Here is a 22,056-nt window from a genome sequence, read left to right as displayed (position 1 = left end):
CATGTCTGAAAGAGAAGAATTATACTTTAAAAACACTACAGAATGGCGAGAATGGTTGCTTGAAAATCATGATTCGTCCACAGGAATTTACCTTATATTTTACAAGGTAAGTTCTGAAACAGAAAGTATGCGTTGGGAAGAAGCCGTAAAAGAAGCCTTGTGTTTTGGTTGGATTGATAGCACAGTTAAAAAATTGGACGACGAACGCAGGCGACAATATTTTTGTCAGCGCAACCCAAAAAGTGTCTGGAGCAAACTGAATAAAACCTATATTGTAGAACTCATTGCAGAAAACAAAATGCACGAAAGCGGTTCGCAAAAAATGATTACTGCCATGAAAGATGGTTCTTGGACAGCATTGGATAATGTTGAAAATTTAATTGTCCCAAACGATTTACAACGTGCGTTTGACAATAATCCGAAAGCATTTGAAAATTATCAAAATTTCAGTCCTTCCTATCGAAAAAGTTATTTGTATTGGTTGAACCAAGCAAAACGAGAAGCAACGCGCGAAAAACGAATTGCAGAGATTATTCGTTTGTGTGGTGAGAATGTGAAGAGTAGAGGGAATTGGTAGGTTTGTTTACTTTAATAAAACATAATGATTTTGATCTTTATCGAAGATCAAAATCAACTAAAATTACTCTTCACACTTAACCCAAAATTCACAAATTATTATTAAATTTGCAGAAAAAGGATCAAACTATAATTTGTAAAATCATTTTTATGGCAAGTTTTGGACATTTTATTAAAAGAGAAAGAGAAAAAAGAGAGTGGACACAGACTGATTTTGGTGCTAAAGTCGGAATAAATTCAAGTGCAATTAGTCGAATGGAAAATGGCACACAAAAATTTAGTATATCCAAATTAAAAAAACTCTCTGAAATTTTTCAAATTGATACTCAACTAGTGAATGATTTATTTTTTGCGGACAAATTCGCAAGAGAAGCAAACAAATATAAATGCTCTGATTCTGTATTCTCTGTAGCAGAAGACACTTCAAATTATTTAAAAAATATAAACGCAACACAAGGAAAACTTGAATTATGAAAAAACCATTAACATATATTAGCCTTTTCAGTAGTGCAGGTGTTGGTTGCTATGGCTTTAAACTAAATGGGTTTGAATGTATTGCTACGAATGAACTCTTAACTAAAAGACTTAAAATACAGACTTATAATAATAAATGTAAATACGAAACTGGATACATTGATGGAGATATTTCTAATTCAAATGTTAAGGAAAAACTTTTTGCAGAATTAAAATTTTGGCAAAATAAGCACAAAATAAAAGAGCCTGATGTTCTGATTTCAACGCCGCCTTGCCAAGGAATGTCAGTTGCAAATCACAAGAAAAATAATGAAAAATCAAGGAATTCATTAGTAATTGAATCTATAAAAGTAACACAAGAAATACTTCCTAAATTCTTTATTTATGAAAACGTAAGGGCATTTCTAAATACTATTTGTACGGATATTGATGGTGTTGATAAACCAATTAAAGAGGCAATAAAATATAATCTTGGTGGACACTATAATATTCTTTCAAAAATTGTAAACTTTAAAGAATATGGTTCAAATTCTAGCAGAACAAGAACATTGGTAATTGGAATTAGAAAAGATATTCAAAACGTTTCTCCTTTTGATATTTTTCCTAAAAAACAAAAAGAAACATCTTTACGACAACTTATTGGAGATTTACCAGTGTTGGAAGAAATGGGTGAAATTTCCGAAGATATTTTTCACGCTTATCGTGAATTTGATAAAAGAATGCTTCCTTGGATTGAGAATTTAGAAGAAGGCCAATCTGCTTTTGAACAAACTGAAGAGTTAAGAATTCCACATAGAATTATTGATGGGAAATTAGTTCCTAATAAAAGTAAAAACGGAGATAAATATGCTAGATGGTATTGGGACAAAGTTGGTCCTTGTGTTCACACAAGAAATGATATTTTATCAAGTCAAAATACAGTTCATCCAAGAGATAATCGAGTTTTTTCGATAAGAGAATTGATGCGAATGATGTCAATTCCAGAAAGTTTTGAATGGTCTAATATCAAAACTCAAGATTTAAACGAAAGAACAGTATTAGAAAAAAAGCTTTTTCTTAAAAAAGAAGAATTAAATATTAGACATTGTTTAGGTGAAGCTGTTCCAACAGGTGTTTTTAAAAGTATAGCTTCTAATATTAAGAATTTCTATAAAAAAGAAAAAATATCAGGTTCTGAAATTAACAAACTTGTTATAGAAAACGAATTAAGCATTACTGATAATTTAATAAATTTCATCAAAGAAAACTTCAGTAAATTATCATTAGAAAATATCTTTTTAATTGCGGAATTTTCAAATTCTGAAAGACAAAATACGTCTGCATATTTTACAAGAAAAGATATTGCTTTTACAGTAATTAAGGATTTGCCAGAACTAAAAAAGAAAAAGAAAATTAGAATTTTAGAACCATCTGTTGGTGTTGGTAATTTTATTCCTCAATTAATTGAAAAATATAAAGACAAAGAAGAAATTGTAATTGATGTTTGTGATATTGATAGCAACTCTTTAAAAGTGTTAAAAACTATTTTAGAAAAGATTAAAGTTCCGAAAAACTTCAAAATTAATCTGAAAAATATAGATTTTTTACTTTGGAATACTAAAATAAAATACGATTTAGTAGTTGGAAATCCTCCATACAAAAAGTTGACAAAAAATAAAGAACTTCTTGAAAGATACAAGTTCGGTATACAAAATACAGACACTAATAACTTGTTTTCTTTTTTTATTGAAAAATCAATAAGACTAGGTAATTATATTTCATTAATCGTTCCTAAAAGCTTATTAAATTCTCCCGAGTTTAATAAAACTAGAGAACTGATAAACAGCTATAATCTAGAAAAGATTTGTGATTATGGAGAAAAAGCTTTTAAAGGTGTAAAAATTGAAACTGTTAGCTTTTTAGTTAACACAATAGATAAAGAGAAAAGCGATATTATTAAAATTGAAAGTTATATAAATAAAAAATATACTCTAAAAAGTAAAAAATATATTTTATCTAATGATTTTCCATATTGGTTAATTTATAGAAGTGATACGTTTGATGAAATTGCTTCAAAAATGAAACTTGATATATTTCAAAGTTTTAGAGACAGACAAATAACCAAATCTTTAACTAAAAATAATGGAGAGATAAGAGTTTTAAAAGCTAGAAATATCGGAAACAATGAAATTAAAGACTTAGAAAACTATGACTGCTATGTTGATCATTTGGAAAACTTGGCGGTTTCGAAATACATCAATGAGAATGATGTTGTAATGGTGCCTAATTTAACTTATTATCCAAGAGCAACATTCTTACCGAAAAATACAATTGTTGATGGTTCAGTTGCTTTACTAACGTTGAAAAACGGAAGTAGATTGCCAACTGAAAAGGATTTGGAGTTTTATAGTACAAAAGAGTTCGAAAATTATTATCGAGTAGCAAGAAATCACGGAACACGTTCTTTGAATATTGACAATAATTCCGTATTTTTCTTCGGACTTTTAAAAGAATTAACTGAATGATAGAAAACATTACCAACCACTTGCAAAAATTTGACTTTGACGTAAGAAAAAGTAAAGACGCAAGATTTATGGATCAAAAAGTAACACCTGACGTTTTAAGTATAATTGCAGATTGTGTTTTAAATTTTGATGCTGATAGAAATATTGAATTTACTAAAGATGATATTTGGAGCGACAATTATTTTAATACAAATGTAAAAGGTATTTTTAATAAGCCTGATGCTCAAAATGAAACAACTCGTCAAGAATATGATAAGTTTACTTCTCAACCTTTGAGAACTTTAGCATATTCTGGAGTTTTGAAAATGCGAAAATCTGGAAATAAAAACCTTTATAAAATAGCCAACAAATCCATTCTTGAATTTATTGGAATGAAAGAGAGGAATGCTTATATTTTTCTTTACTATTATTTAGAAAAAGTTTTGTCCGATAGTAATTTATTAAGATTTTTTGAAGATTTTAAAAACAAATGTATAAATGGGACTATTGACAATACTGAATTTCAGAATTTAAAAACCCGTTTTCAGAGATTTATAATTGGCAACACACCAATAAATGGAACAACTGAAGTAAATAGAATTTTTCCAAAAATCTTAAATGTATATTCTTGTGAAAATAACATTCAAGGTACAATAAAAGGTCGATTATCTAAAAGACAAATCTACTATACGGATTTAATGTATAATCGTCCAAATTGGAGAGATGTTGATAAAAATAAAGGGATTTCAAGAACGGAAGCAATTTCTGAACACGAAAACTTAATGATAGAACAAAATGAAGCTTATTCAGACTATCAAGTCCAGAAAGCTATGAATATGGTTCGTAAAATGTATACCCAAAGTGAAGTTACTGACCAATGGTCCAATGGAGAAGCTACTCAAATTCATCATATTTTCCCAAAGTCCGATTTCCCAAAATTAGCTCATTACTTAGAGAATTTAATAAAACTAACGCCAACTCAGCATTATACTAAAGCACATCCAAGTAATAAAACACAGCAAATAAATAAGGACTATCAATTAATTTGTTTATTAGCAAAAACTGATAGTATTGAAACTTCTATAAAAAAAGGAGAATTTGTATATAGAAAAGAATCTTTTATTTACGTAATAAATACAGGCTTAACTGAAAAATTGGATTATGAGATTGATTTTAGAAAAATAAAAAATGAATTAGCAAGAATTTATAACGCAGCTTAAAAAACTAAACATATGTATAAACAATACTTTGGCGTGAGAAAAAAAATGAGATTCGATTCTCCAGAAGAATATTATGAAACTTTGGGATACATAGCGAAATCTGACGGTTCTTGCGATTTATATAGAGAAGAAAATCAAAATCAAGGAGCTTGGGGACCAGAAATAAGAATGAATTGCTATAAGAACCTTCATAAATTTCCTGCTCCACTAAAAAGAAAATTTACAAAAGGTAGAGGAAAGAAAGTATTGCACCGTATAAACTGTAATGAATTTATACAAGATTTATTAGACAACCATAATTTTAAGAAAGATGAAATTCAAGATGTAAATACTATTAGAAATACAATTCCTGCTCAATATCAAGTAGATTTCGATAGAGGTTTGGCATTGTAAAGTGACAACGTTTAAAGATATATATCCTATTATTTTATACTACTTAAATCTCTAGCCTAATAATAGATATGAAAAACACCAACCTAAAATCCAATAGAATTACTTTAAGATTAATAAAACCATCAGACTTAGCAGCAATTCATTTACTGCATTCGTTGCCCAAAGTTGATGAGTTTAATACCTTGGGAATTCCAGAGAATATTCAGGAAACACAAGCCGTTATTCAGTCTTGGATTGCCGAACATGAATTGGATGAGATTAAAAATTATACGTTTGCCATCGAACACATTCAAACGAAAGAATTTATTGGACTCTTTGGTTTAAAACTTTGGAATAAAAAAAACCGAAGAGGAGAAGTTTGGTATAAAATCCATCCCGATTATTGGCGCAAAGGATTCGCAACCGAATCAGTAAATTTGGTATTAGATTTCGGATTTGAAACCCTTAATTTACACCGAATTCAAGCAGGTTGTGCTGTTGACAATATTGGTTCAATTAAAGTGCTGGAAAAAGTTGGAATGATTCGCGAAGGACGCGGAAGACAAACATTGCCTTTAAAAAATGGTTGGTCAGATAATTTTGAATATTCTATTTTGGAAACTGATGAACGGAAGAAGTGAGTTTGTTTGTTTGTTTGTTTGTTTGTTTGTTTGTTTGTTTGTTTGTTTGTTTGTTTGTTTGTTTGTTTGTTTGTTTGTTTGTTTGTTTGTTTGTGAATTTCAAAAAATATTTTCAATTGACCAATTTCAATACAAGAAAGATATACACAACAGATTCTTATTCCATATAATGCACAATAAACGTATTGTCTAACTCGCTTTTACTAATTCCATAACCGCTTCCGCGTTGTGTTGTGAATTTAACTCCGAGACCTGTTTTATTCAATTTATCTCTTAATTCCCTAGCCGCTATTTTGCTCTTATCACTGTAATAAAAAATGGTAGGCGAATTGGAGAAAAAGCTAGGTTTCTTTTTCCAATCTGGATAGATTTTGAGATTGTAATTGTATTTTTTAATGAACGATGCTAATGATCGTTTTGCCTTTTCATCTGGATTGAACGAATAGAATCGCACATTGTATTTGTCATTTGTATTGACAGATTTATATTTTAAAAGATCGCTTTGCGTTACAACTTTTGTCGTTGTAGCTACATTTTCATAACCAATTTCAATGGCTTGGCTTTTCCAACCTTTTGTACTTGGATTATCAAATTCTTTGACATTTTTGATATGTACACGAATTTTCAATAAATGATCTACCAATTGGAATACTTCGTCTTTATTTACGTCTGCTCCGTACCAAATGGTATTTACTCTGTTACGACCATTATCATTGACAACTTGCATGAGGTTTAAATTAAAACTGGGGTTTTTCATGCCTTGAATCAAATGTTCAATCCTACTTCCGTCTGCTTTTCGTTTGTAATAACGAACAATGGTATTATCTGTAATATTATTGGTAATTCTGTTTAATTTGTCTTGTGCCAAATTTACACTTGTCAATGCAGTCGCTCTGTCCGTTCTTGGTATATTTTTATTATTCAAGTCGCGTTCAATATGTGCTAATTCCTTGCGGAGTGTTTTCACTAATGTTGCAATAGAATCTGTTCGTAACGAATCATTTCTTCGCAAGCGTTCATTTTCAATAAACTCAAATTGGTATTTTTCAATGAGTTCTTGATTTACTTCATTTTCGTCAGCTAAAAATTCAATACGAGTTTTATTTGCTTTATTTTTTTTGTCTTGCGCATAAATAATTAAAGATGCAATCACGGAAATCATCAACAAAACCACAATCAAAATGATGTAATTATACTTTTTGTCCTTTTTTCGAACATCTGCGATCGTTTCTTCTATAGATTTATATTGTTTCATTATAGCTGTAATTCTTTATATTACGATTAATCGCATGAATTCTTCATTCAAGTCTTTGCGCTCATTATCGGAGAGTTGTGACAACGCTTTTAGCAAACGTTTTCGTTTCAACTCAAATAATGTAATCAATGTAATTCTGTTTTTCTTCTTCTGAATTTCTAAAAATGGATAACTACTAAACGCTCCTGGAATCAGTCCTAACATGGAAGAAGCAATATCTTGATCGTTACTCATAAATAAGAAAATAACCAATCCTAAGCTTAAAGCAATCGCAACATAAATCAATCTATAATAAAAACTGACACTTTTTGTATACCCGCTTTTCGCGACTTCTATTTCTTCTTCCGAGATAATAGTACTTGTCAACACATCAATTTCTTCTCCATGACGTCTTTCTTCATCTTCTTTTACGGCGGCTGAATTCACAATTAATTTCGGAATGTTTTCATCGCCTGTATCTGTCAATGCAATTGTAGCCAATGAAATTTTAAACGCATCTTTTATCGTTCTTCCATTAAATAACACATTGTAAAAATTCTTAGAAAAATCAATCGCAACATCATCAGGAATTTCAGTATTCATTCCGATGACATATGGAATTTTTTTATTGAAATCATCAATTCCAGACAAACTGTGACATGTATTTAGAAAAACACAATCGATATGATCTAAAAAACCTGACAGTAAATCGGATAGTTTTTGAATAGAAACTTCTGCTTTGTAACCTTCTACATCTTCCAACAATAATTGTTCGTCCGAGTTTCCATGTCCCGAAATGTGCAGAATATTAGGTTTAATTTTGAGTAAATGATCTATTAAAAGGTCTTTCGTTACTGCGCCTCTCGATTCAAATACAAACAATTTCTTTTGATCGCTTCCGCCCAAAACTTCACGGATCGCGTTTTCTTCCACGTCTAAGCGTAATGCATCGCTATCGACTGGATTTGCCTTTATGAATAATATTTTAACTATATCTGAAATGACGTTATAATTTTAAGTTCATATTTGATACTATTTCTTCAAGTTGTACACTTTCATTGCTACTACTTCGAACGTTTACACGAGAAAGAATAATCTTTTCTGGCTCATTATTCTGAAACGTTTCAGCCGCAGCTTCAAATGTCAACTGACTTATTTTTTCAATGAATGAAACATCTACTTGATACGTTTCTGCATCTTTAAACGAATTAAAATCTGCACTTCGAACACCTTCGGAACGACTTACAGGTTTTACAATTCGCTTTTTTTGCAATATTCGTTTTTGACTTGTTAAAAAACCTGCTCTATGCAATACATTATCTTTCACATAATATACAACTTTCCAAAAAAGATACGGCAATCGTACCACTTCATCATTTACCGTTTTTAAAAATTCAGGATCATCTTCTCTAAAAGCTGGACCGCTGAACAAGCAAATTTTCATGCTATTTTTTACAGCTTCATGATGCAAAATATAATTCTCGATGCTTTTCCAAACACCTCTATTTAGTTTGCTTACTTGCGGAATTGCATTTGTGTAGTAAAATGTTGATTTTGCCGCCAATCGTGCTGCTTCAACATCGTTTCCCCATTGTACATCTTCTCGTTTTGCCATATGACCTTTGTCAAAATCATACGTTTTAGCATTGTACAATGCTTTTCCCCATTGTGCTTCTTCAGGAATTCGCGCATCTTTTTCCCAGCGTTCGCTTCCTTCAAAAATTGTATCTCTTTTTATTTTATGAAAACAAGTTCCATCTACGTTAACGGCTGAATAGTAAGGGAATTTTCGAAACGGATTTTGCAAAACACTGTAATTCTGATATGGCAAATAATAATCTGACACTTCCAATATTGCGGCAGTAAATTTGGCTACTTCTTCCGCGTGAATCGTTGGCGTTTTCACTTGGTGCGTTTCAAAAAAATCAGTTAAATAACTCAAATCCGTTTGTGTTAACTTTTTAAAAATATCAAATATTTATGGTTTTACAACGAAATAACAAAGTTTTAATACTTATAACGAGACAATTAAATCTTCTTCACTCGTTTCATTTGGTGTATCTAAATCAGTATCTTCCAAGAAACCATTAGAAAATACACGTTGCATTTCCGTTGATAACAATCCATTGCGATAGCTTTTCCATTCGGTTACTTTATCACCAAACATATGATTTACTAGATTTGGAAACTTCCAATTCGAATTTTTTCCCCAATGAATTGTAAACGGAATATTGTTTTCTTGCAAAACTTCAATCATTCGTGTGCCGTATTCGGTCAAACTCATAATTTTTTTCGATTTCTCCCATAAAACACCATCAATCTCTAACATACACGTTATTGGAAACTTGGTAAAACCTAACGTGGCTTGGGTTTGTTTGACAAATCGCATTGCAAAAATCCCTGGAATTGGACCTTCATTTTTTGTCATTTCTTCCAATACTTTATACGCTTTTGATGAATTTTTATGATGAATTCCTACCGAACATGCAAACGCTGGACCTTGATATGGTGCGTCCCAAAAGGTTTCATATAATGTTCCTAATGTTTCTTCATTTACTTCAGGAAGAATGGTTTTTTGTAATTTTTTAATAAACCACGGAATGCTTTTTGGAAACTTCTCGGAAACTTTTATCAACAGATAAATTAAATCTTTATAAAGTGATGTTTTGATGACTGGAAACGGATCAGGATACGGAACTTTGTATGGTTTTTTATACATAATCTCAATCACATATTCGCTTTCATCAGTATACGGATTGATGAATACTTTGTAATGATACGGACGATTTGGTTTGCCATTTTCATCAACTTCACCGTCAATTTTGAAGGAAGAATTTTCAAAATCCATTGTATCTGCCAATTTCAACGCAGTTTCTTTCTTTATTTTTTTGACATATCTTTTTAATAGAAAACGATCTTCTGCTTCAATGACAACGCCGTGAATAAATCCAAATGCACCCAATCCGACCAAAGCAGCATTGAATAAATGATCATTACGAATCACTTTCGCGTTTATTTTTTTGGCAAAATCATCATTTAAGGCAGGTTTTGTGTGTCTTTCTAGATAGACAATATCGGTTGGTTTATCGCCTACAATCAAATTAATTCCAACAACATAATCTTGCACAGCACCAACATTTAACGCCGAACCGTGAACTCCTGTTGACATGCAACCTGCAATCGTTTGTCCGTTACTTGCACCTGTAGTTTTTAATGACTTTCCATGCGAACCTAATACTTCAGAAACTCGCTTGATAGTATTTCCGCATTGAAAAAAGAACAAATTTTCGTTGGCATAATTTGAATCTTCATGTGTCAATTCTTGTGGAATTGGAATGTGAATACTCATGAAACCATTGTAATGCATATTGTCTTTTTGATGCGCAATGTGCGATAATGACCAAGCTGAACCGTACGCTCTAAATCCTTCATTTCTGCCTGCCGCTTCCCGAATTAATCGTTGAATTTCCAACGCAACATCATTGTAACGATCATATTTTGAAAACATATGTGTAGAACCTGCTAGCTCTGTAACGTGTAATGTTTTCAAATCAAATGGTCCGTTGTTATGTAACGTGTCCCAAGATTTTTTTGGGTGAGATTTTGTAGTTGCCATAGTTAATTAGTTTGTAGGTTTCATACACACATATTTCACGCGCACTCTACGCTTTCGTCCAAATGTAACTGCACTTAACAAAACGCCACCAAACGTATTTCGGTATTCTATGGTGTGAATTCCAGCAGTTCCGCAATCTTTAATTAGCATCGTAAAATCTTTATCTGTGACTTTAATAGTGATTACTGTATCAATTGGTTGTACATCCATAAATCGATAATAATCTTTACTATCATTCATTGGGTCTGGTTTCGGATCGCCATACACATTCTTTAATCGAACACTATAACAAGACGAGAAAAGACAGCAAATTATAATAGCAATACTGAATTTTACAAAAGGTTTATATCTTAATTTCATAACTACTTGTATTAGTAATGTATAAAAGTAGTTGCTTTCTGATAGATTTTCAAGGGTAAAAACACCCTAAAATTCAATCAATTTAAATTTTACTAATTCGTTGCTAGTTCAGTTATTTTTGGTGAGAAATGACAACTAATACCAAGTAAACTTTTAAATAATTTTAAACATATCGATATATCTCAATATATAGTTATATATTTACATATGAATCTTTTGAAGATAAATAAAGTTTTGGCAAACCAAACACGATTGGATATTTTGAAATGGTTGAAAAACCCTGAAAAAAATTTCCCGCCACATCAAGATATAAAACATTTTGATTTTGGTGTTTGTGTGAATAATATTCGAGATAAATCTGGACTTTCTCAATCAACAATTTCACTCTATATGAGCACAATGGAAAATGTAAAGTTGGTTATTTTAACACGTGTTGGAAAATGGTCTTACTATAAAAGAAACGAAGAAACTATTGCAAATTATCTTGCTGAAATAAGCAAACAACTTATCTAATTTTTTTAATAAACATATTGATAAATTTAAATATATAAATATTATGAAAGATCAAATTGCATTTTACGAAAACAAATTAGCCTATGAAATAGATCCATCCGATTTGTATGAAGCACTTCAAAAAGATGTCAACATAGTAGCTGTAGACGCAAGACAAGACTTTGGTTTTGAGAGCGAACACATTCCGACAGCAATAAATTTACCACATCGATTAATGACTGAAGAAAGCACCAAACACTTAGACAAATCTAAAACCTACGTTTGTTATTGTGATGGAATTGGTTGTAATGCTTCTACAAAAGGTGCGTTAAAAATGACGAAATTGGGTTTTAAAGTAAAAGAACTCATGGGCGGAATTGAATGGTGGAAATTTGACGGATACGCAACCGAAGGAACAAAACCAACTAAAGGTTCTATCTTTGAATGTGCTTGTTAAAACTGACTAAAAATTAATTGATAAATAACGTTACCTGAAGCGTTTATAATAATTACTGATTAATATAAATGATACTAATTTTTCTTTGTACTGGTTTTTTTTCCGCAGTATAGTTGTAATTTTTCATCAAAAATTCTCTGAGTTTTATTAAAATCACAGATTATCAAAACTTCCAAAAAACAGAGCTTGACAAACTATAAATTTAGAAAAATTGCTACGGTTTTAGTTTTCGATAGAAAAACTAAAAATACCTCTGGAAAAATGCACTTTCTTTTGTTTCTTTTCTTTGTGCGAGCAAAGAAAACGAAAATAAAAACCTAATAATGAAATACTTAATATCTAAAATATCATGCAAAAACACCAACCAAGAACCATTTCATTTGTAGAAGTTGTCATTATTGATAATTGGAAAATAAAAGTTTATACAATTTCAAGAGAAGACGAATTCAATCATCCAGAATTTTATAAAAAAGCGATTGCGCAACTTCCAAATTGGTTACAAAAAGAAAATAGTTTTAATGCAAATCATAACAATGTAGGATTCTTAATTCTACATGCTTGCAAAGAAGGTATCATTTCTATCGTAAATTGGTGGGTTGGCGAAAATATGCTAAATACACATGTTTTTTTAACAGAAAAAATAGAAGAAATCGAGTTTACACTTATTTCTGGTGACGGAATTGCGCCTTGTATTTGGGAATTAGAAATCATCAATTTTGAACGCTTATCTTGGCTAAAACACATATTGAAACAACATGAAAACCCTAATTACACAGCTTATTTGGAAGATCATATAAATACAAAACTATAATGACTACGTACAACATTCGATTTGCTACCGAAGAAGATATTCCACAAATCATAGAATTATGTGCGGCTCATGCCGAATTTGAGCAAGCAAGTTATGATGCAACTGGAAAAGCTGAAGAACTAAAAAAGCATTTATTTATCGCCAAAAATGACGTAAAATGTCTTGTTGTAGAAATGAATAAAGAACTTGTAGGGTATGCAACATTCATAAAACAGTTTTCCACTTGGGATGCGAATTTCTATGTGTATTTGGATTGTTTATTCATGAATGAAAAAGCTAGAAATCTAGGTATAGGTTTGCAATTGATGGAAGAAATAAAAGCGTATGCTAAAAATGAAGAATGTTCCGTAATTCAATGGCAAACACCAAATTTTAACGTCAACGCGATTCGGTTTTACAAAAGATTAGGCGCAACTTCTAAAAGTAAAGAACGCTTTAGTTGGAACGTTTAAAACTAATTAATGAAATATATCTGTGTTTCTTTTTAGTATCTTAGTCCATACTAATTGAAATAATTCACGAATACTTTAGCTGAAATGAAAATTGGAAAAAAATTTAATCAATTAGAGAAAAATGAATACTTTCATTTTATTGATAACTTTAAGAAATATACTGATTTTAATACGTTAGGAATGTATCGCTCCATTTGTGAAAATGAAAAACTCGGATTAAATGACCGAATTGAAATCAGAGATTATGCAAATACTATTTTCGGAAAAACATTCGATTTCTATCAACTAAAAGATCCTAAAACCTATTTTGATTTAACGACACTTGGAAAAGAAATGACGCAAGCTGATGAACGTAAAGTTTGGGACGATATCCGAATAAACCAAGAAAAAATACTCTCCAAAAAGAAAATTAAACATCGAAATTTCGGCGAATATTCAAAACACAATTGTGGATGTGAAGATTGTCCATACAACGGAATTATGATAAAACAAGGTTCTCGATTTACCGAAAGTCACATGTGGTTTGAATCAGATAAAAACGAATATGCTGCGAAAGAAAAATCGGCCAAAATCAAGAAACAACGTAAAAACAGTCGCAAAATAATCAGTGACGATTTAGAAAATTAAAAAGTATCTGTTCGTTGCAATAAATACCTTTTCCTCTTTGCTAGCGCGAATTACTAATTCATGCCAATAAACAAATTAATAAATATTCGTGAATTCGTGGCAGAAAATAGATTATTAGATTTTCAGACTACTTGGATTATTAGACTTCTACATTTTTATACTTCTCTACTATAGATTAATCATTTAAAGAATGAAAAAACTATGAAAGATACTCATGGAATTCTTTACGTGTAATTTATTATTCATTGTAAAACCTATAATCGAACCAACTCAACAGATAATCAACTGGTACTTCTCAACGATTAATAGGTATTCTACATTTGAATAAATTAAAAAATAAAAATCATGAACAAACAAAAAATTATTTATCTCGCGGGATTATTTACAATCATTTTGCTTTGCCTTATTAGTTGTAATAATGATGATGGAAATACTTGTAGTCCAAGTACATCTTTAGATTGTGGAGCAAAAACTGAACCCGAATCAGATTGTGAATTTTCCGAATTTACACTTATAACCAGTGCAGACCCAAACCCAGTTCAAAGTGGAGGCACTACAAAGATAAGTGCAATCGTTCGTGCAATAAATCTGAGTAATCAGCCAATTCCTGTTAACATTGATATTGAAATATATTCAATTACTAGGCAGCTTGTAAAATCTTCTACATATGTACCTCAGCAAGTATCAACTGCTCAAGACATTCCTGTCTGGCAAAACATTAATGCAGCTGCTGGTAATTATACCGCTGAAATAACTGTAAACAAAGGTGTGTGCGGCTTAGAAAAGATTTGTATTAACATTACTGTGTTATAAACTTATGTAAAAATCTATAAACGCAATAGTAGAAAATATTCAATAAGAACTGTTTAACTTCAAATAATATTTATAAATTAGTCCAAATGAAGATCTTTCTAATCCGCTACTGCGTTTATACGTATCTATTGACATTTATATGACAAAAAACAACTCAGCAATCAAATGCTACAACTCAGTTACAAAAAATTTCTACACAATTGCAAACGATTGATATTTGATAAAAAATAACTCAATGAACACATTTGCAACCTATCTCATTTACATACATGCAACGCTTGGCGGAATTGCTTTCATTGCAGGATTCATCGCCATCATCACAAAAAAAGGCGGAAACTATCATAAAAAATCTGGAATCATATTTTATTACACCATGTTATTTTCTGCACTATCAGCGTTGGTAATTGCAGTATTACCAACACATGAAAATCCATTTCTATTCACCATCGGAGTATTCAGCTCCTATTTTATCATCACAGGATATCGCGCATTGCGATTCAAAAAGCCAAATCCTTCACTATTAATTGACAAAATAATTGCTAGTGTAATGATTATTACAGGAATTGTAATGATTCTTTATCCAATCATAATCACGGGAAGACTAAACATTATATTAACAATTTTTGGCGCAGTCGGAATTATAATGGCAATAAGAGATTTCATGTTGTTTAAAAACGCTAAAAAACTCCGCAAAGGTTGGCTCAAACTACACATTGGAAAAATGCTTGGCGGTTACATTTCGGCTGTAACTGCATTCGTTGTCGTGAATCAATTCATTCCTGGAATTGCAGGTTGGTTAACGCCAAGTGTTTTTGGAGTTGCATATATGATGTTTTGGTTTTGGAAACTGAACAAGAAATCGTCTAAAAAATCAGTGAAAATTTAAGGTAAATTGCGCCAAATTTGAGCTATTTTAAGATGTGAATTTAGCATGTAATTGTTTCAATTTTTCTGTTTTTGGCTTCTTTGTCTAAAACAATTGCTGGCGCTTGCCGAATTCCACAATTTTGAATAGCACAGTGCTCAGAATTTGGTCCGTTACCAGATCAATCTATGCATGAAAAAACAGTAGTTTCATCACTCATTAAAAAAATTTACGATTTCTGTACGTCAAAAAGATGCAATAGAACTTAATGATTTATTTAGAAGACTAGAAAACGGAGAAGGTGTAAAAAACAATTGGAATCGTTGAAAAAAAGTCATCATTCCGCGCGACATTTTGTTATGCGTGGCAATTTGGTAAAAGTGAACCGTTTCGCTTTCGCGCGAATGATGATGGCGAACCTTCAAATAGTACCGGAATGACCATTTACGGACAGATTCAGTCGTTTGATGTTACAGATTTTTGAATTGTTTGAGAATTTGTACGAGGTTAAGGAATTGAAATAAGGAGATTCAGTATAAAAACACGAACAATCGCTCCGAATTACTTCGAATACTTCGCAATAGGCTCACTTACACACACCACATTTTCGAGTTTTGATTTCCATTCTTTTTGAGTAGACATCGTATTGCATAACTTTTCATGGAAAAAAACTTGATACCAAATTTCTTTCTTAAAACTGCAAACATCTGTATAGATTTTTTCAGAATGAATCATCAATTTTAAGATAAAAGCATCTTGTGGTTCTCTGTGATTATTGATAATTTGACTTAATTTCGATGATGTAATATCAATATCCTTTGCAAAAACACTTCTCCTTGAATAAATTGTATCGACATACGATTCCAAAAATTCTGAAAAATAATTACGATTGTTATGAATTGGTTCTTTGATAAATGCTTCCATTTTCAACTTTAACTGCATGAGTTTTGCACGAATGACATCATTTTTAGATACATTCTTCATGCGCTTCAAACGTGCTTCCATTAAAGCAGTAGCTTCTGATTGATATGCTTTGTTTGAAGTATACCGAGAATCTACAGCAAATTCTGGGCTATTTGAATCTTTATATTCTGCGTTAGTCATGATCAAATTTGTTTATCAAGTTTAATATTTCGGGTACTTCTATACTCAACGTCAATCCTGTTACCATCATATTATATGTATCAATATAATGTTTCGCTATTTCAGTTTTTGGTCTTAAAGAAACACACGCCAATTCAGCATAATCGAATATTGCAATTTTTGCAGCATGCGCTAATAAGTTTCCCACAATGTTATTGTAAAGCTTCTTTTTTCCTTGATTTTCAATCGAAACGGTAAGCAAACGTATGTGTATTCTCCATTCGGAAGGCATTCGTTGTAATGAAATTAGTCCTAATATTTCATTACTACCAACAAGGCACAGTTTATATACTTCAAAAAGTTTCTCTTCTTTCCAATCAAAGAAATAGCGTTTTTTAGTTAAATTTTGATAATCTTTAGTGTCAACAAGTGATATTTCCACACGATGTGATTTTCCTGTTACAGTTTCAATAATTACCATGAAGTGAAGATACGGAATTGTTTCCGAAATTTATAATATAAACACATAATGTTTCCGAAATTGTAAACTTTTAAAAATTAGAGGTTCCAATATTAAAAAAGTCATGATGAATGATAAATTTTTCAATCAATCAAAAGTCAATCGTCGATAATTTTTCGATCAAATGCGCAGGACATTTCATTGGTCTTTTCGTCTTCATATTAATGAATGCCAAAACGGTGCTTCCGACAGTAATAATTTCCTCTTTTTCGTTCAAAATTTCGAAGTCAAATTCAATCTTAACAGACGGTAATTTTTTAAGCGTTGTTCTAATCGTCAGTACATCATCGTAATACGCAGATTTCTTATAATTCATCGTAATTGAAATTACAGGAAGCATTACACCAGCTTCTTCCATTTCTTTATATGAAATTCCTAAAACGCGTAACCACTCAGTTCGCCCCATTTCTATGAATTGCACATAGTTACCGTGATAAACAACGCCCATTTGGTCGGTTTCGGCATATCTAATTCTTACATTTATTTCGTGACTTCTCAAAGTATTTTATGTATATTTAACGTGTTAACTAATTGTAAAGAAATTGTTTCCTAGCATGCGAAAAAAATTTCACAAATTCAATAGCCTACTAATTTTTTTTTCACTTTTTTTTTCACATATTTGTGAACGCTAAAAAGTGAAACGAGAAAACCCCGAATTTTCTCTTTTTTTTCCAACCTAGAACTAACAATTTTAACAGTAATAAATGAGTGTAACTGCGCAATCAGTATGGGATAACTGTCTGTCTTTCATAAAAGACAACATTCAACCGCAAGCATATAAAACTTGGTTTGAGCCTATAATGCCTGTAAAGTTAGCAAATAAAGCGCTAAGCATTCAAGTACCTAGCAAGTTTTTTTATGAATGGTTAGAAGAGCATTACGTAAAGTTATTAAAAGTTGCTCTAGTTAAAGAATTAGGAAATACAGCACGATTGGTGTACATTATTAAGATGGAAAATACATACGGCAATAAGAAACCGTTTACAGAAAAAATTCCAAGTTCTAATCGTAGCGGTCTAAGAGCACAAGAAATTGATGTGCCAACCAAAAATAAAAGTCCCGAACTGAAAAATCCGTTTATCATTCCTGGTATCAGAAATGTGAAAATTGAATCTCAGCTAAATCCAAATTATAATTTCGACAATTTCCTTGAAGGCGATTCTAACCGTTTGGCCAGATCTGCAGGAATGGCAGTTGCCAACAAACCTGGAGGAACGTCGTTTAATCCACTATTAATTTTTGGTGGTGTTGGATTAGGAAAAACACATCTTGCACACGCAATTGGTGTTGAAATCAAAGACAAATACCCTGAAAAGACGGTTTTATATATCTCTGCGGAGAAATTTACACAACAATACATAGAATCTGTAAAGAAGAATACACGAAACGATTTTATACATTTTTATCAATTGATAGATGTTTTAATTATAGATGATGTTCAGTTTTTCTCTGGAAAATCGGGAACACAAGATGTTTTCTTCCACATTTTCAATCACTTACACCAAAACGGAAAGCAAGTCATTCTAACATCTGACAAAGCACCTGTGGACATGCAAGATATTGAGCAACGCTTATTATCTCGTTTCAAATGGGGACTTTCTGCCGAGTTACAAACTCCTGATTTTGAAACACGTGTTTCTATTGTAAAAAACAAACTTTATCGTGATGGTGTAGAAATGCCTGATGATATTATAGAATATGTTGCGAAGCACATCAAATCGAATGTACGCGAATTAGAAGGCGCAATTATTTCATTGATCGCGCAATCATCATTCAACAAAAAAGAAGTGACGATTGAATTGGCGAAACAAGTCGTTGAAAAATTCGTAAAGAATACAAAACGAGAAGTTTCAATCGATTATATTCAAAAAGTCGTTTCAGATTATTTCCAAATGGACGTTTCTACGTTGCAATCTAAAACACGTAAACGTCACATTGTACAAGCAAGACAATTGGCTATGTTTTTCGCGAAGAAATTCACAAAAGCATCGTTGGCAAGTATTGGTTCGCAAATTGGAAAACGTGATCACGCAACGGTTTTACACGCTTGCAAAACGGTTGACAACCTATCTTCTACCGATAAGCAATTCCGTAAATACGTTGAAGATTTAACAAAGAAACTTTCGCTATAATCTCATTTCATGAAAACTAAAATTCTAATGGTTTGCTTAGGAAATATTTGTCGTTCTCCTTTAGCAGAAGGTATTTTAGCTTCCAAACTCAACGCTGCAAAATTCGAGGTTGATTCCGCAGGAACTGCAGGTTATCATGTTGGCGAACTTCCCGATAGACGTTCAATCGCAACTGCAAAACAATACGGAATTGACATTACCAATCAACGCTCACGAAAGTTTATAAAAAATGATTTTCAAAAATTTGATTATATCTTTGCGATGGATCAATCCAATTATAGCAACATGGTGAGTTTAGCAGAAACTTCAGAAGATCGCGCAAAAGTTCATTTAATGTTAAATCAAATCTCACCAAATTCAAATTCAGAAGTTCCCGATCCGTATTACGGCGGCGATCAAGGTTTTGAAAATGTGTATCAAATGTTAGATGAAGCTTGTGGTATTTTTGCAGAGAAAATTTCCTAAACTAAAAGTAAAAAAAGCGTTTGTCATTTTTTTGTATCTTACTAAAAAAAAGCAAACCTACTTTACTATGAAATCAAGAAACTACCTATTATTTGTCCTACTTTTTCCTATTTTATTGTTTTCACAAGATGTATCTCTGCAATCATTCGCATCAGGATTTACAAGACCCGTAGACATTAAACACGCCAACGATTCCCGATTATTTATTGTAGAACAAGATGGCGTCATCAAAATTTTAAATTCGGCAGGAATCACAAATCCAACACCTTTTTTAGACATTGACACGCGCGTTCGTTCTACAGCAAATGAGCAAGGATTATTAGGATTGGTTTTCGATCCAAATTACGCAACCAACAATCGGTTTTATGTAAATTATATCAATCTTAGCGGAAATACGGTCATTGCAAGATTTACAACTTCCGCAAATCCTGATATTGCTGATGATACTTCTGAAGAAATTCTACTCACAATTACACAACCGTACAACAATCACAATGGCGGTTCGCTAGCTTTTGGGAACGATGGCTTTTTATACATTGCTTTGGGCGATGGCGGAAATGGTGGAGATCCACAAAATTATGCACAGAATTTACAATCTCTTTTGGGTAAAATTCTTCGAATTGATGTGAGCGGCGCGACTTCATACACAGTTCCTGCTACGAATCCATTTGTTGGAAATCCTGCAGGTTTGGACGAAATTTGGTCTTATGGACTTCGAAATCCTTGGAAAATGTCCTTTGATAGCGATAATGGAGAATTATGGATTGGCGATGTTGGACAAAGCAATAAAGAAGAAATCAACAATGTTCCTATTGTAAATGCTGGTTATAATTTTGGTTGGAGATGTTATGAAGGAAATAGTACTTTTAATACTTCTGGTTGTCCATCAATGTCAACAATTACATTTCCTGTTGCGCAATATAATTATGGCGGAAGTCCTTTTAAATGCTCTATTACTGGCGGTTATCGCTACAGAGGTGCTGATTATTCAGATTTTCAAGGATTGTACTTTTTTGCTGATTATTGTACTAACGAAATAGGAACATTAGAATATTCAGGCGGTTCCTGGAATATGACGTTTAACGGTCCATTTTCTGGAAATATTGCCACGTTTGGCGAAGATTCAAGCAAAGAATTATACGCCGCAGGATTATCTAACGGAGTAATTTATAAAATCATTGATACCACTTTAGATGTGGAAGAAAATTCACTTTCAAACAATTATCAATTGTATCCAAATCCTACACAAGACTTTTTTCAAATAAACAACCAAAATTCAGCATCACAGATTAAAGAAGTTGTTATGTATTCGTTTAGTGGAAAATTAATTTCTAACACACGTATTTCTACTGAAAATCAAAAAATTACAACAAGTCAGTTGAGTAAAGGAATTTACATTGTGCAATTAATTTCAAATAATGACGCTGTTTCATATCATAAATTAGTAATAAATTAGTTTTATTTGTAATCAAACTCCTTACCTATGCATGCAACCAACGGAATTTTATATTTAATTCCAACGACTTTGGGCGATAATGAACCTTTAGAAGTTCTTCCATTATCTGTCAAAAAAATTATAGAAACAACCGATCATTATATTGTTGAGAATGAAAAAACAGCACGTCGTTTCATCAAAAAGATTACACCAAAGAAATCGCAACCTTCATTACAGTTACATGTTTTAAATAAATACACGAAAGATGAAGAATTGCCTGCGTTTCTAGAAGCTAGCTTTCAAGGAAAGAATGTCGGTCTGATTTCGGAAGCTGGTTGTCCTGGTGTTGCCGATCCTGGTGCGGAAATTGTGAAAATTGCGCACGAAAAAGGAATTCGAGTTGTGCCATTAGTTGGTCCATCTTCTATATTAATGGCGATGATGGCTTCAGGCATGAATGGACAAAACTTTGCTTTTAACGGATATTTACCGATTGACAGTCATGAACGTAAAAAAGCGATAAAGCAATTAGAGAAACGTGCTGGCGATTTTCAACAATCACAAGCATTTATAGAAACTCCATATAGAAACGATAAATTATTAGCCGATTTAACCGCAACACTTTCTGGAAATACACGATTATGCATTGCATGCGATATTACCTTAACTACCGAATATATTAGAACTATGACGATTAATGAATGGAAGAAAACATCTGTCAATCTTCATAAGAGACCGACGATGTTTATTATTGATAAATAGGTATTAGACCGCTAGCGCTGTTAGATATTAGACTCGCTTCGCTTTTGGAAACGGCTTTGCCTTTAGACGCGCTTCGCTTTTAGATCGCTACATTTCTACAAGTTGAGTGTAAACGCTCTTGGTATTTTGGTATGTGAATTATTTACATATTTGATAAACTTATAAA

Annotated in this window: 25 protein-coding genes and 1 pseudogene; 18 read left to right on the top strand and 8 right to left on the bottom strand. The window is 31.9% G+C overall.

The window, feature by feature from the left end:
• Position 1 precedes the first annotated feature (1 nt).
• The 6 genes from IMCC3317_RS00125 to IMCC3317_RS00100 all read left to right on the top strand — a co-directional run bounded on the left by IMCC3317_RS00125 (position 2) and on the right by IMCC3317_RS00100 (position 5,766).
• Entirely contained in the window at positions 2-577 is a 576-nt protein-coding gene (locus IMCC3317_RS00125) for a YdeI/OmpD-associated family protein (protein ID WP_160127479.1), read from the top strand.
• A 149-nt stretch (positions 578-726) separates the two neighbouring features.
• A complete protein-coding gene (locus IMCC3317_RS00120; RefSeq protein WP_160127478.1) occupies positions 727-1,050 on the top strand; it encodes a helix-turn-helix domain-containing protein in 324 nt (107 codons plus the stop codon).
• On the top strand, positions 1,047-3,554 hold the full coding sequence (locus IMCC3317_RS00115; RefSeq protein WP_160127477.1) for a DNA cytosine methyltransferase: 2,508 nt from the start codon (positions 1,047-1,049) through the stop codon (positions 3,552-3,554). Before IMCC3317_RS00120 ends, IMCC3317_RS00115 begins: the two co-directional genes overlap by 4 nt.
• On the top strand, positions 3,551-4,753 hold the full coding sequence (locus IMCC3317_RS00110) for a hypothetical protein (RefSeq protein WP_160127476.1): 1,203 nt from the start codon (positions 3,551-3,553) through the stop codon (positions 4,751-4,753). Before IMCC3317_RS00115 ends, IMCC3317_RS00110 begins: the two co-directional genes overlap by 4 nt.
• Positions 4,754-4,765: 12 nt before the next feature.
• A complete protein-coding gene (locus IMCC3317_RS00105) occupies positions 4,766-5,146 on the top strand; it encodes a hypothetical protein (RefSeq protein WP_160127475.1) in 381 nt (126 codons plus the stop codon).
• A gap of 68 nt (positions 5,147-5,214) precedes the next feature.
• Positions 5,215-5,766, top strand: coding sequence for a GNAT family N-acetyltransferase (locus IMCC3317_RS00100; RefSeq protein ID WP_160127474.1), 552 nt, complete (start codon positions 5,215-5,217; stop codon positions 5,764-5,766).
• A gap of 157 nt (positions 5,767-5,923) precedes the next feature.
• Here the strand turns inward: IMCC3317_RS00100 and IMCC3317_RS00095 are convergent, their stop codons facing one another.
• The 5 genes from IMCC3317_RS00095 to IMCC3317_RS00075 form a co-directional block, all read right to left on the bottom strand.
• Complete coding sequence (locus IMCC3317_RS00095; protein ID WP_160127473.1) at positions 5,924-7,021, bottom strand: hypothetical protein; 1,098 nt, start codon at positions 7,019-7,021, stop codon at positions 5,924-5,926.
• A gap of 15 nt (positions 7,022-7,036) precedes the next feature.
• On the bottom strand, positions 7,037-7,933 hold the full coding sequence (locus tag IMCC3317_RS00090) for a CHAT domain-containing protein (protein WP_160127472.1): 897 nt from the start codon (positions 7,931-7,933) through the stop codon (positions 7,037-7,039).
• A gap of 73 nt (positions 7,934-8,006) precedes the next feature.
• Complete coding sequence (locus IMCC3317_RS00085) at positions 8,007-8,942, bottom strand: DNA/RNA non-specific endonuclease (RefSeq protein WP_160127471.1); 936 nt, start codon at positions 8,940-8,942, stop codon at positions 8,007-8,009.
• 72 nt (positions 8,943-9,014) lie between these two features.
• Positions 9,015-10,616 carry an FAD-linked oxidase gene (locus IMCC3317_RS00080; protein ID WP_160127470.1) on the bottom strand — a complete coding sequence of 534 codons (1,602 nt, stop codon included), beginning with the start codon at positions 10,614-10,616 and terminating at the stop codon, positions 9,015-9,017.
• Between the two features lie 6 nt (positions 10,617-10,622).
• Complete coding sequence (locus tag IMCC3317_RS00075) at positions 10,623-10,976, bottom strand: hypothetical protein (RefSeq protein ID WP_160127469.1); 354 nt, start codon at positions 10,974-10,976, stop codon at positions 10,623-10,625.
• Between the two features lie 207 nt (positions 10,977-11,183).
• Here IMCC3317_RS00075 and IMCC3317_RS00070 point away from each other — a divergent pair, with 207 nt between their 5' ends.
• From IMCC3317_RS00070 to IMCC3317_RS23620, 8 genes and pseudogenes are all read left to right on the top strand, one after another.
• Positions 11,184-11,489, top strand: coding sequence for an ArsR/SmtB family transcription factor (locus IMCC3317_RS00070; protein WP_160127468.1), 306 nt, complete (start codon positions 11,184-11,186; stop codon positions 11,487-11,489).
• Positions 11,490-11,532: 43 nt separating this feature from the next.
• Positions 11,533-11,925, top strand: a complete 393-nt coding sequence (locus IMCC3317_RS00065; RefSeq protein WP_160127467.1) for a rhodanese-like domain-containing protein — start codon at positions 11,533-11,535, stop codon at positions 11,923-11,925.
• 349 nt (positions 11,926-12,274) lie between these two features.
• Complete coding sequence (locus tag IMCC3317_RS00060; RefSeq protein WP_160127466.1) at positions 12,275-12,736, top strand: hypothetical protein; 462 nt, start codon at positions 12,275-12,277, stop codon at positions 12,734-12,736.
• Entirely contained in the window at positions 12,736-13,188 is a 453-nt protein-coding gene (locus IMCC3317_RS00055; protein WP_160127465.1) for a GNAT family N-acetyltransferase, read from the top strand. Before IMCC3317_RS00060 ends, IMCC3317_RS00055 begins: the two co-directional genes overlap by 1 nt.
• Positions 13,189-13,272: 84 nt before the next feature.
• Entirely contained in the window at positions 13,273-13,815 is a 543-nt protein-coding gene (locus tag IMCC3317_RS00050; protein WP_160127464.1) for a hypothetical protein, read from the top strand.
• A gap of 345 nt (positions 13,816-14,160) precedes the next feature.
• Positions 14,161-14,628 (top strand): hypothetical protein, encoded by a 468-nt coding sequence (locus IMCC3317_RS00045; RefSeq protein WP_160127463.1) that lies wholly within the window; start codon positions 14,161-14,163, stop codon positions 14,626-14,628.
• 235 nt (positions 14,629-14,863) lie between these two features.
• Positions 14,864-15,514 (top strand): DUF2306 domain-containing protein, encoded by a 651-nt coding sequence (locus IMCC3317_RS00040; protein WP_160127462.1) that lies wholly within the window; start codon positions 14,864-14,866, stop codon positions 15,512-15,514.
• A 284-nt stretch (positions 15,515-15,798) separates the two neighbouring features.
• A pseudogene (locus IMCC3317_RS23620) lies at positions 15,799-15,971 on the top strand (YigZ family protein); the annotation flags it as partial.
• Positions 15,972-16,054: 83 nt separating this feature from the next.
• Here the strand turns inward: IMCC3317_RS23620 and IMCC3317_RS00035 are convergent.
• The 3 genes from IMCC3317_RS00035 to IMCC3317_RS00025 all read right to left on the bottom strand — a co-directional run bounded on the left by IMCC3317_RS00035 (position 16,055) and on the right by IMCC3317_RS00025 (position 17,595).
• Entirely contained in the window at positions 16,055-16,597 is a 543-nt protein-coding gene (locus tag IMCC3317_RS00035) for a hypothetical protein (protein ID WP_160127461.1), read from the bottom strand.
• Entirely contained in the window at positions 16,590-17,057 is a 468-nt protein-coding gene (locus IMCC3317_RS00030) for an N-acetyltransferase (protein WP_160127460.1), read from the bottom strand. The genes IMCC3317_RS00035 and IMCC3317_RS00030 overlap by 8 nt, the downstream gene beginning before the upstream one ends.
• 130 nt (positions 17,058-17,187) lie before the next feature.
• Positions 17,188-17,595: an acyl-CoA thioesterase gene (locus IMCC3317_RS00025; RefSeq protein ID WP_160127459.1), complete on the bottom strand. Its 408-nt coding sequence runs from the start codon at positions 17,593-17,595 to the stop codon at positions 17,188-17,190.
• A gap of 205 nt (positions 17,596-17,800) precedes the next feature.
• Here IMCC3317_RS00025 and dnaA point away from each other — a divergent pair, with 205 nt between their 5' ends.
• The 4 genes from dnaA to IMCC3317_RS00005 all read left to right on the top strand — a co-directional run bounded on the left by dnaA (position 17,801) and on the right by IMCC3317_RS00005 (position 21,890).
• The gene (gene dnaA, locus IMCC3317_RS00020) at positions 17,801-19,228 is read left to right on the top strand and encodes a chromosomal replication initiator protein DnaA (protein WP_160127458.1); all 1,428 of its coding nucleotides are present in this window, start codon (positions 17,801-17,803) and stop codon (positions 19,226-19,228) included.
• Between the two features lie 9 nt (positions 19,229-19,237).
• Entirely contained in the window at positions 19,238-19,693 is a 456-nt protein-coding gene (locus tag IMCC3317_RS00015) for a low molecular weight protein-tyrosine-phosphatase (RefSeq protein ID WP_160127457.1), read from the top strand.
• 67 nt (positions 19,694-19,760) lie between these two features.
• A complete protein-coding gene (locus tag IMCC3317_RS00010; protein WP_160127456.1) occupies positions 19,761-21,149 on the top strand; it encodes a PQQ-dependent sugar dehydrogenase in 1,389 nt (462 codons plus the stop codon).
• A gap of 27 nt (positions 21,150-21,176) precedes the next feature.
• Positions 21,177-21,890, top strand: coding sequence for an SAM-dependent methyltransferase (locus IMCC3317_RS00005; RefSeq protein WP_160127455.1), 714 nt, complete (start codon positions 21,177-21,179; stop codon positions 21,888-21,890).
• The last annotated feature ends 166 nt before the right edge of the window (positions 21,891-22,056 follow it).

Origin of the sequence: Kordia antarctica (assembly GCF_009901525.1) — a bacterium.
Classification (GTDB): domain Bacteria; phylum Bacteroidota; class Bacteroidia; order Flavobacteriales; family Flavobacteriaceae; genus Kordia; species Kordia antarctica.
Note: the sequence above shows the minus strand (reverse complement) of the source record. Positions and strands in the feature narration are given on the sequence as shown.

Excerpts from the sequence above, each read along its gene's own strand:
- IMCC3317_RS00125 (WP_160127479.1), top strand. The coding sequence starts at position 2 with ATGTCTGAAAGAGAAGAATTATACTTTAAAAACACTACAGAATGGCGA.
- IMCC3317_RS00120 (WP_160127478.1), top strand. The coding sequence starts at position 727 with ATGGCAAGTTTTGGACATTTTATTAAAAGAGAAAGAGAAAAAAGAGAG.
- IMCC3317_RS00115 (WP_160127477.1), top strand. The coding sequence starts at position 1,047 with ATGAAAAAACCATTAACATATATTAGCCTTTTCAGTAGTGCAGGTGTT.
- IMCC3317_RS00110 (WP_160127476.1), top strand. The coding sequence starts at position 3,551 with ATGATAGAAAACATTACCAACCACTTGCAAAAATTTGACTTTGACGTA.
- IMCC3317_RS00105 (WP_160127475.1), top strand. The coding sequence starts at position 4,766 with ATGTATAAACAATACTTTGGCGTGAGAAAAAAAATGAGATTCGATTCT.
- IMCC3317_RS00100 (WP_160127474.1), top strand. The coding sequence starts at position 5,215 with ATGAAAAACACCAACCTAAAATCCAATAGAATTACTTTAAGATTAATA.
- IMCC3317_RS00095 (WP_160127473.1), bottom strand. The coding sequence starts at position 7,021 with ATGAAACAATATAAATCTATAGAAGAAACGATCGCAGATGTTCGAAAA.
- IMCC3317_RS00080 (WP_160127470.1), bottom strand. The coding sequence starts at position 10,616 with ATGGCAACTACAAAATCTCACCCAAAAAAATCTTGGGACACGTTACAT.
- IMCC3317_RS00075 (WP_160127469.1), bottom strand. The coding sequence starts at position 10,976 with ATGAAATTAAGATATAAACCTTTTGTAAAATTCAGTATTGCTATTATA.
- IMCC3317_RS00070 (WP_160127468.1), top strand. The coding sequence starts at position 11,184 with ATGAATCTTTTGAAGATAAATAAAGTTTTGGCAAACCAAACACGATTG.
- IMCC3317_RS00065 (WP_160127467.1), top strand. The coding sequence starts at position 11,533 with ATGAAAGATCAAATTGCATTTTACGAAAACAAATTAGCCTATGAAATA.
- IMCC3317_RS00060 (WP_160127466.1), top strand. The coding sequence starts at position 12,275 with ATGCAAAAACACCAACCAAGAACCATTTCATTTGTAGAAGTTGTCATT.
- IMCC3317_RS00055 (WP_160127465.1), top strand. The coding sequence starts at position 12,736 with ATGACTACGTACAACATTCGATTTGCTACCGAAGAAGATATTCCACAA.
- IMCC3317_RS00050 (WP_160127464.1), top strand. The coding sequence starts at position 13,273 with ATGAAAATTGGAAAAAAATTTAATCAATTAGAGAAAAATGAATACTTT.
- IMCC3317_RS00045 (WP_160127463.1), top strand. The coding sequence starts at position 14,161 with ATGAACAAACAAAAAATTATTTATCTCGCGGGATTATTTACAATCATT.
- IMCC3317_RS00040 (WP_160127462.1), top strand. The coding sequence starts at position 14,864 with ATGAACACATTTGCAACCTATCTCATTTACATACATGCAACGCTTGGC.
- IMCC3317_RS00035 (WP_160127461.1), bottom strand. The coding sequence starts at position 16,597 with ATGACTAACGCAGAATATAAAGATTCAAATAGCCCAGAATTTGCTGTA.
- IMCC3317_RS00030 (WP_160127460.1), bottom strand. The coding sequence starts at position 17,057 with ATGGTAATTATTGAAACTGTAACAGGAAAATCACATCGTGTGGAAATA.
- dnaA (WP_160127458.1), top strand. The coding sequence starts at position 17,801 with ATGAGTGTAACTGCGCAATCAGTATGGGATAACTGTCTGTCTTTCATA.
- IMCC3317_RS00015 (WP_160127457.1), top strand. The coding sequence starts at position 19,238 with ATGAAAACTAAAATTCTAATGGTTTGCTTAGGAAATATTTGTCGTTCT.
- IMCC3317_RS00010 (WP_160127456.1), top strand. The coding sequence starts at position 19,761 with ATGAAATCAAGAAACTACCTATTATTTGTCCTACTTTTTCCTATTTTA.
- IMCC3317_RS00005 (WP_160127455.1), top strand. The coding sequence starts at position 21,177 with ATGCATGCAACCAACGGAATTTTATATTTAATTCCAACGACTTTGGGC.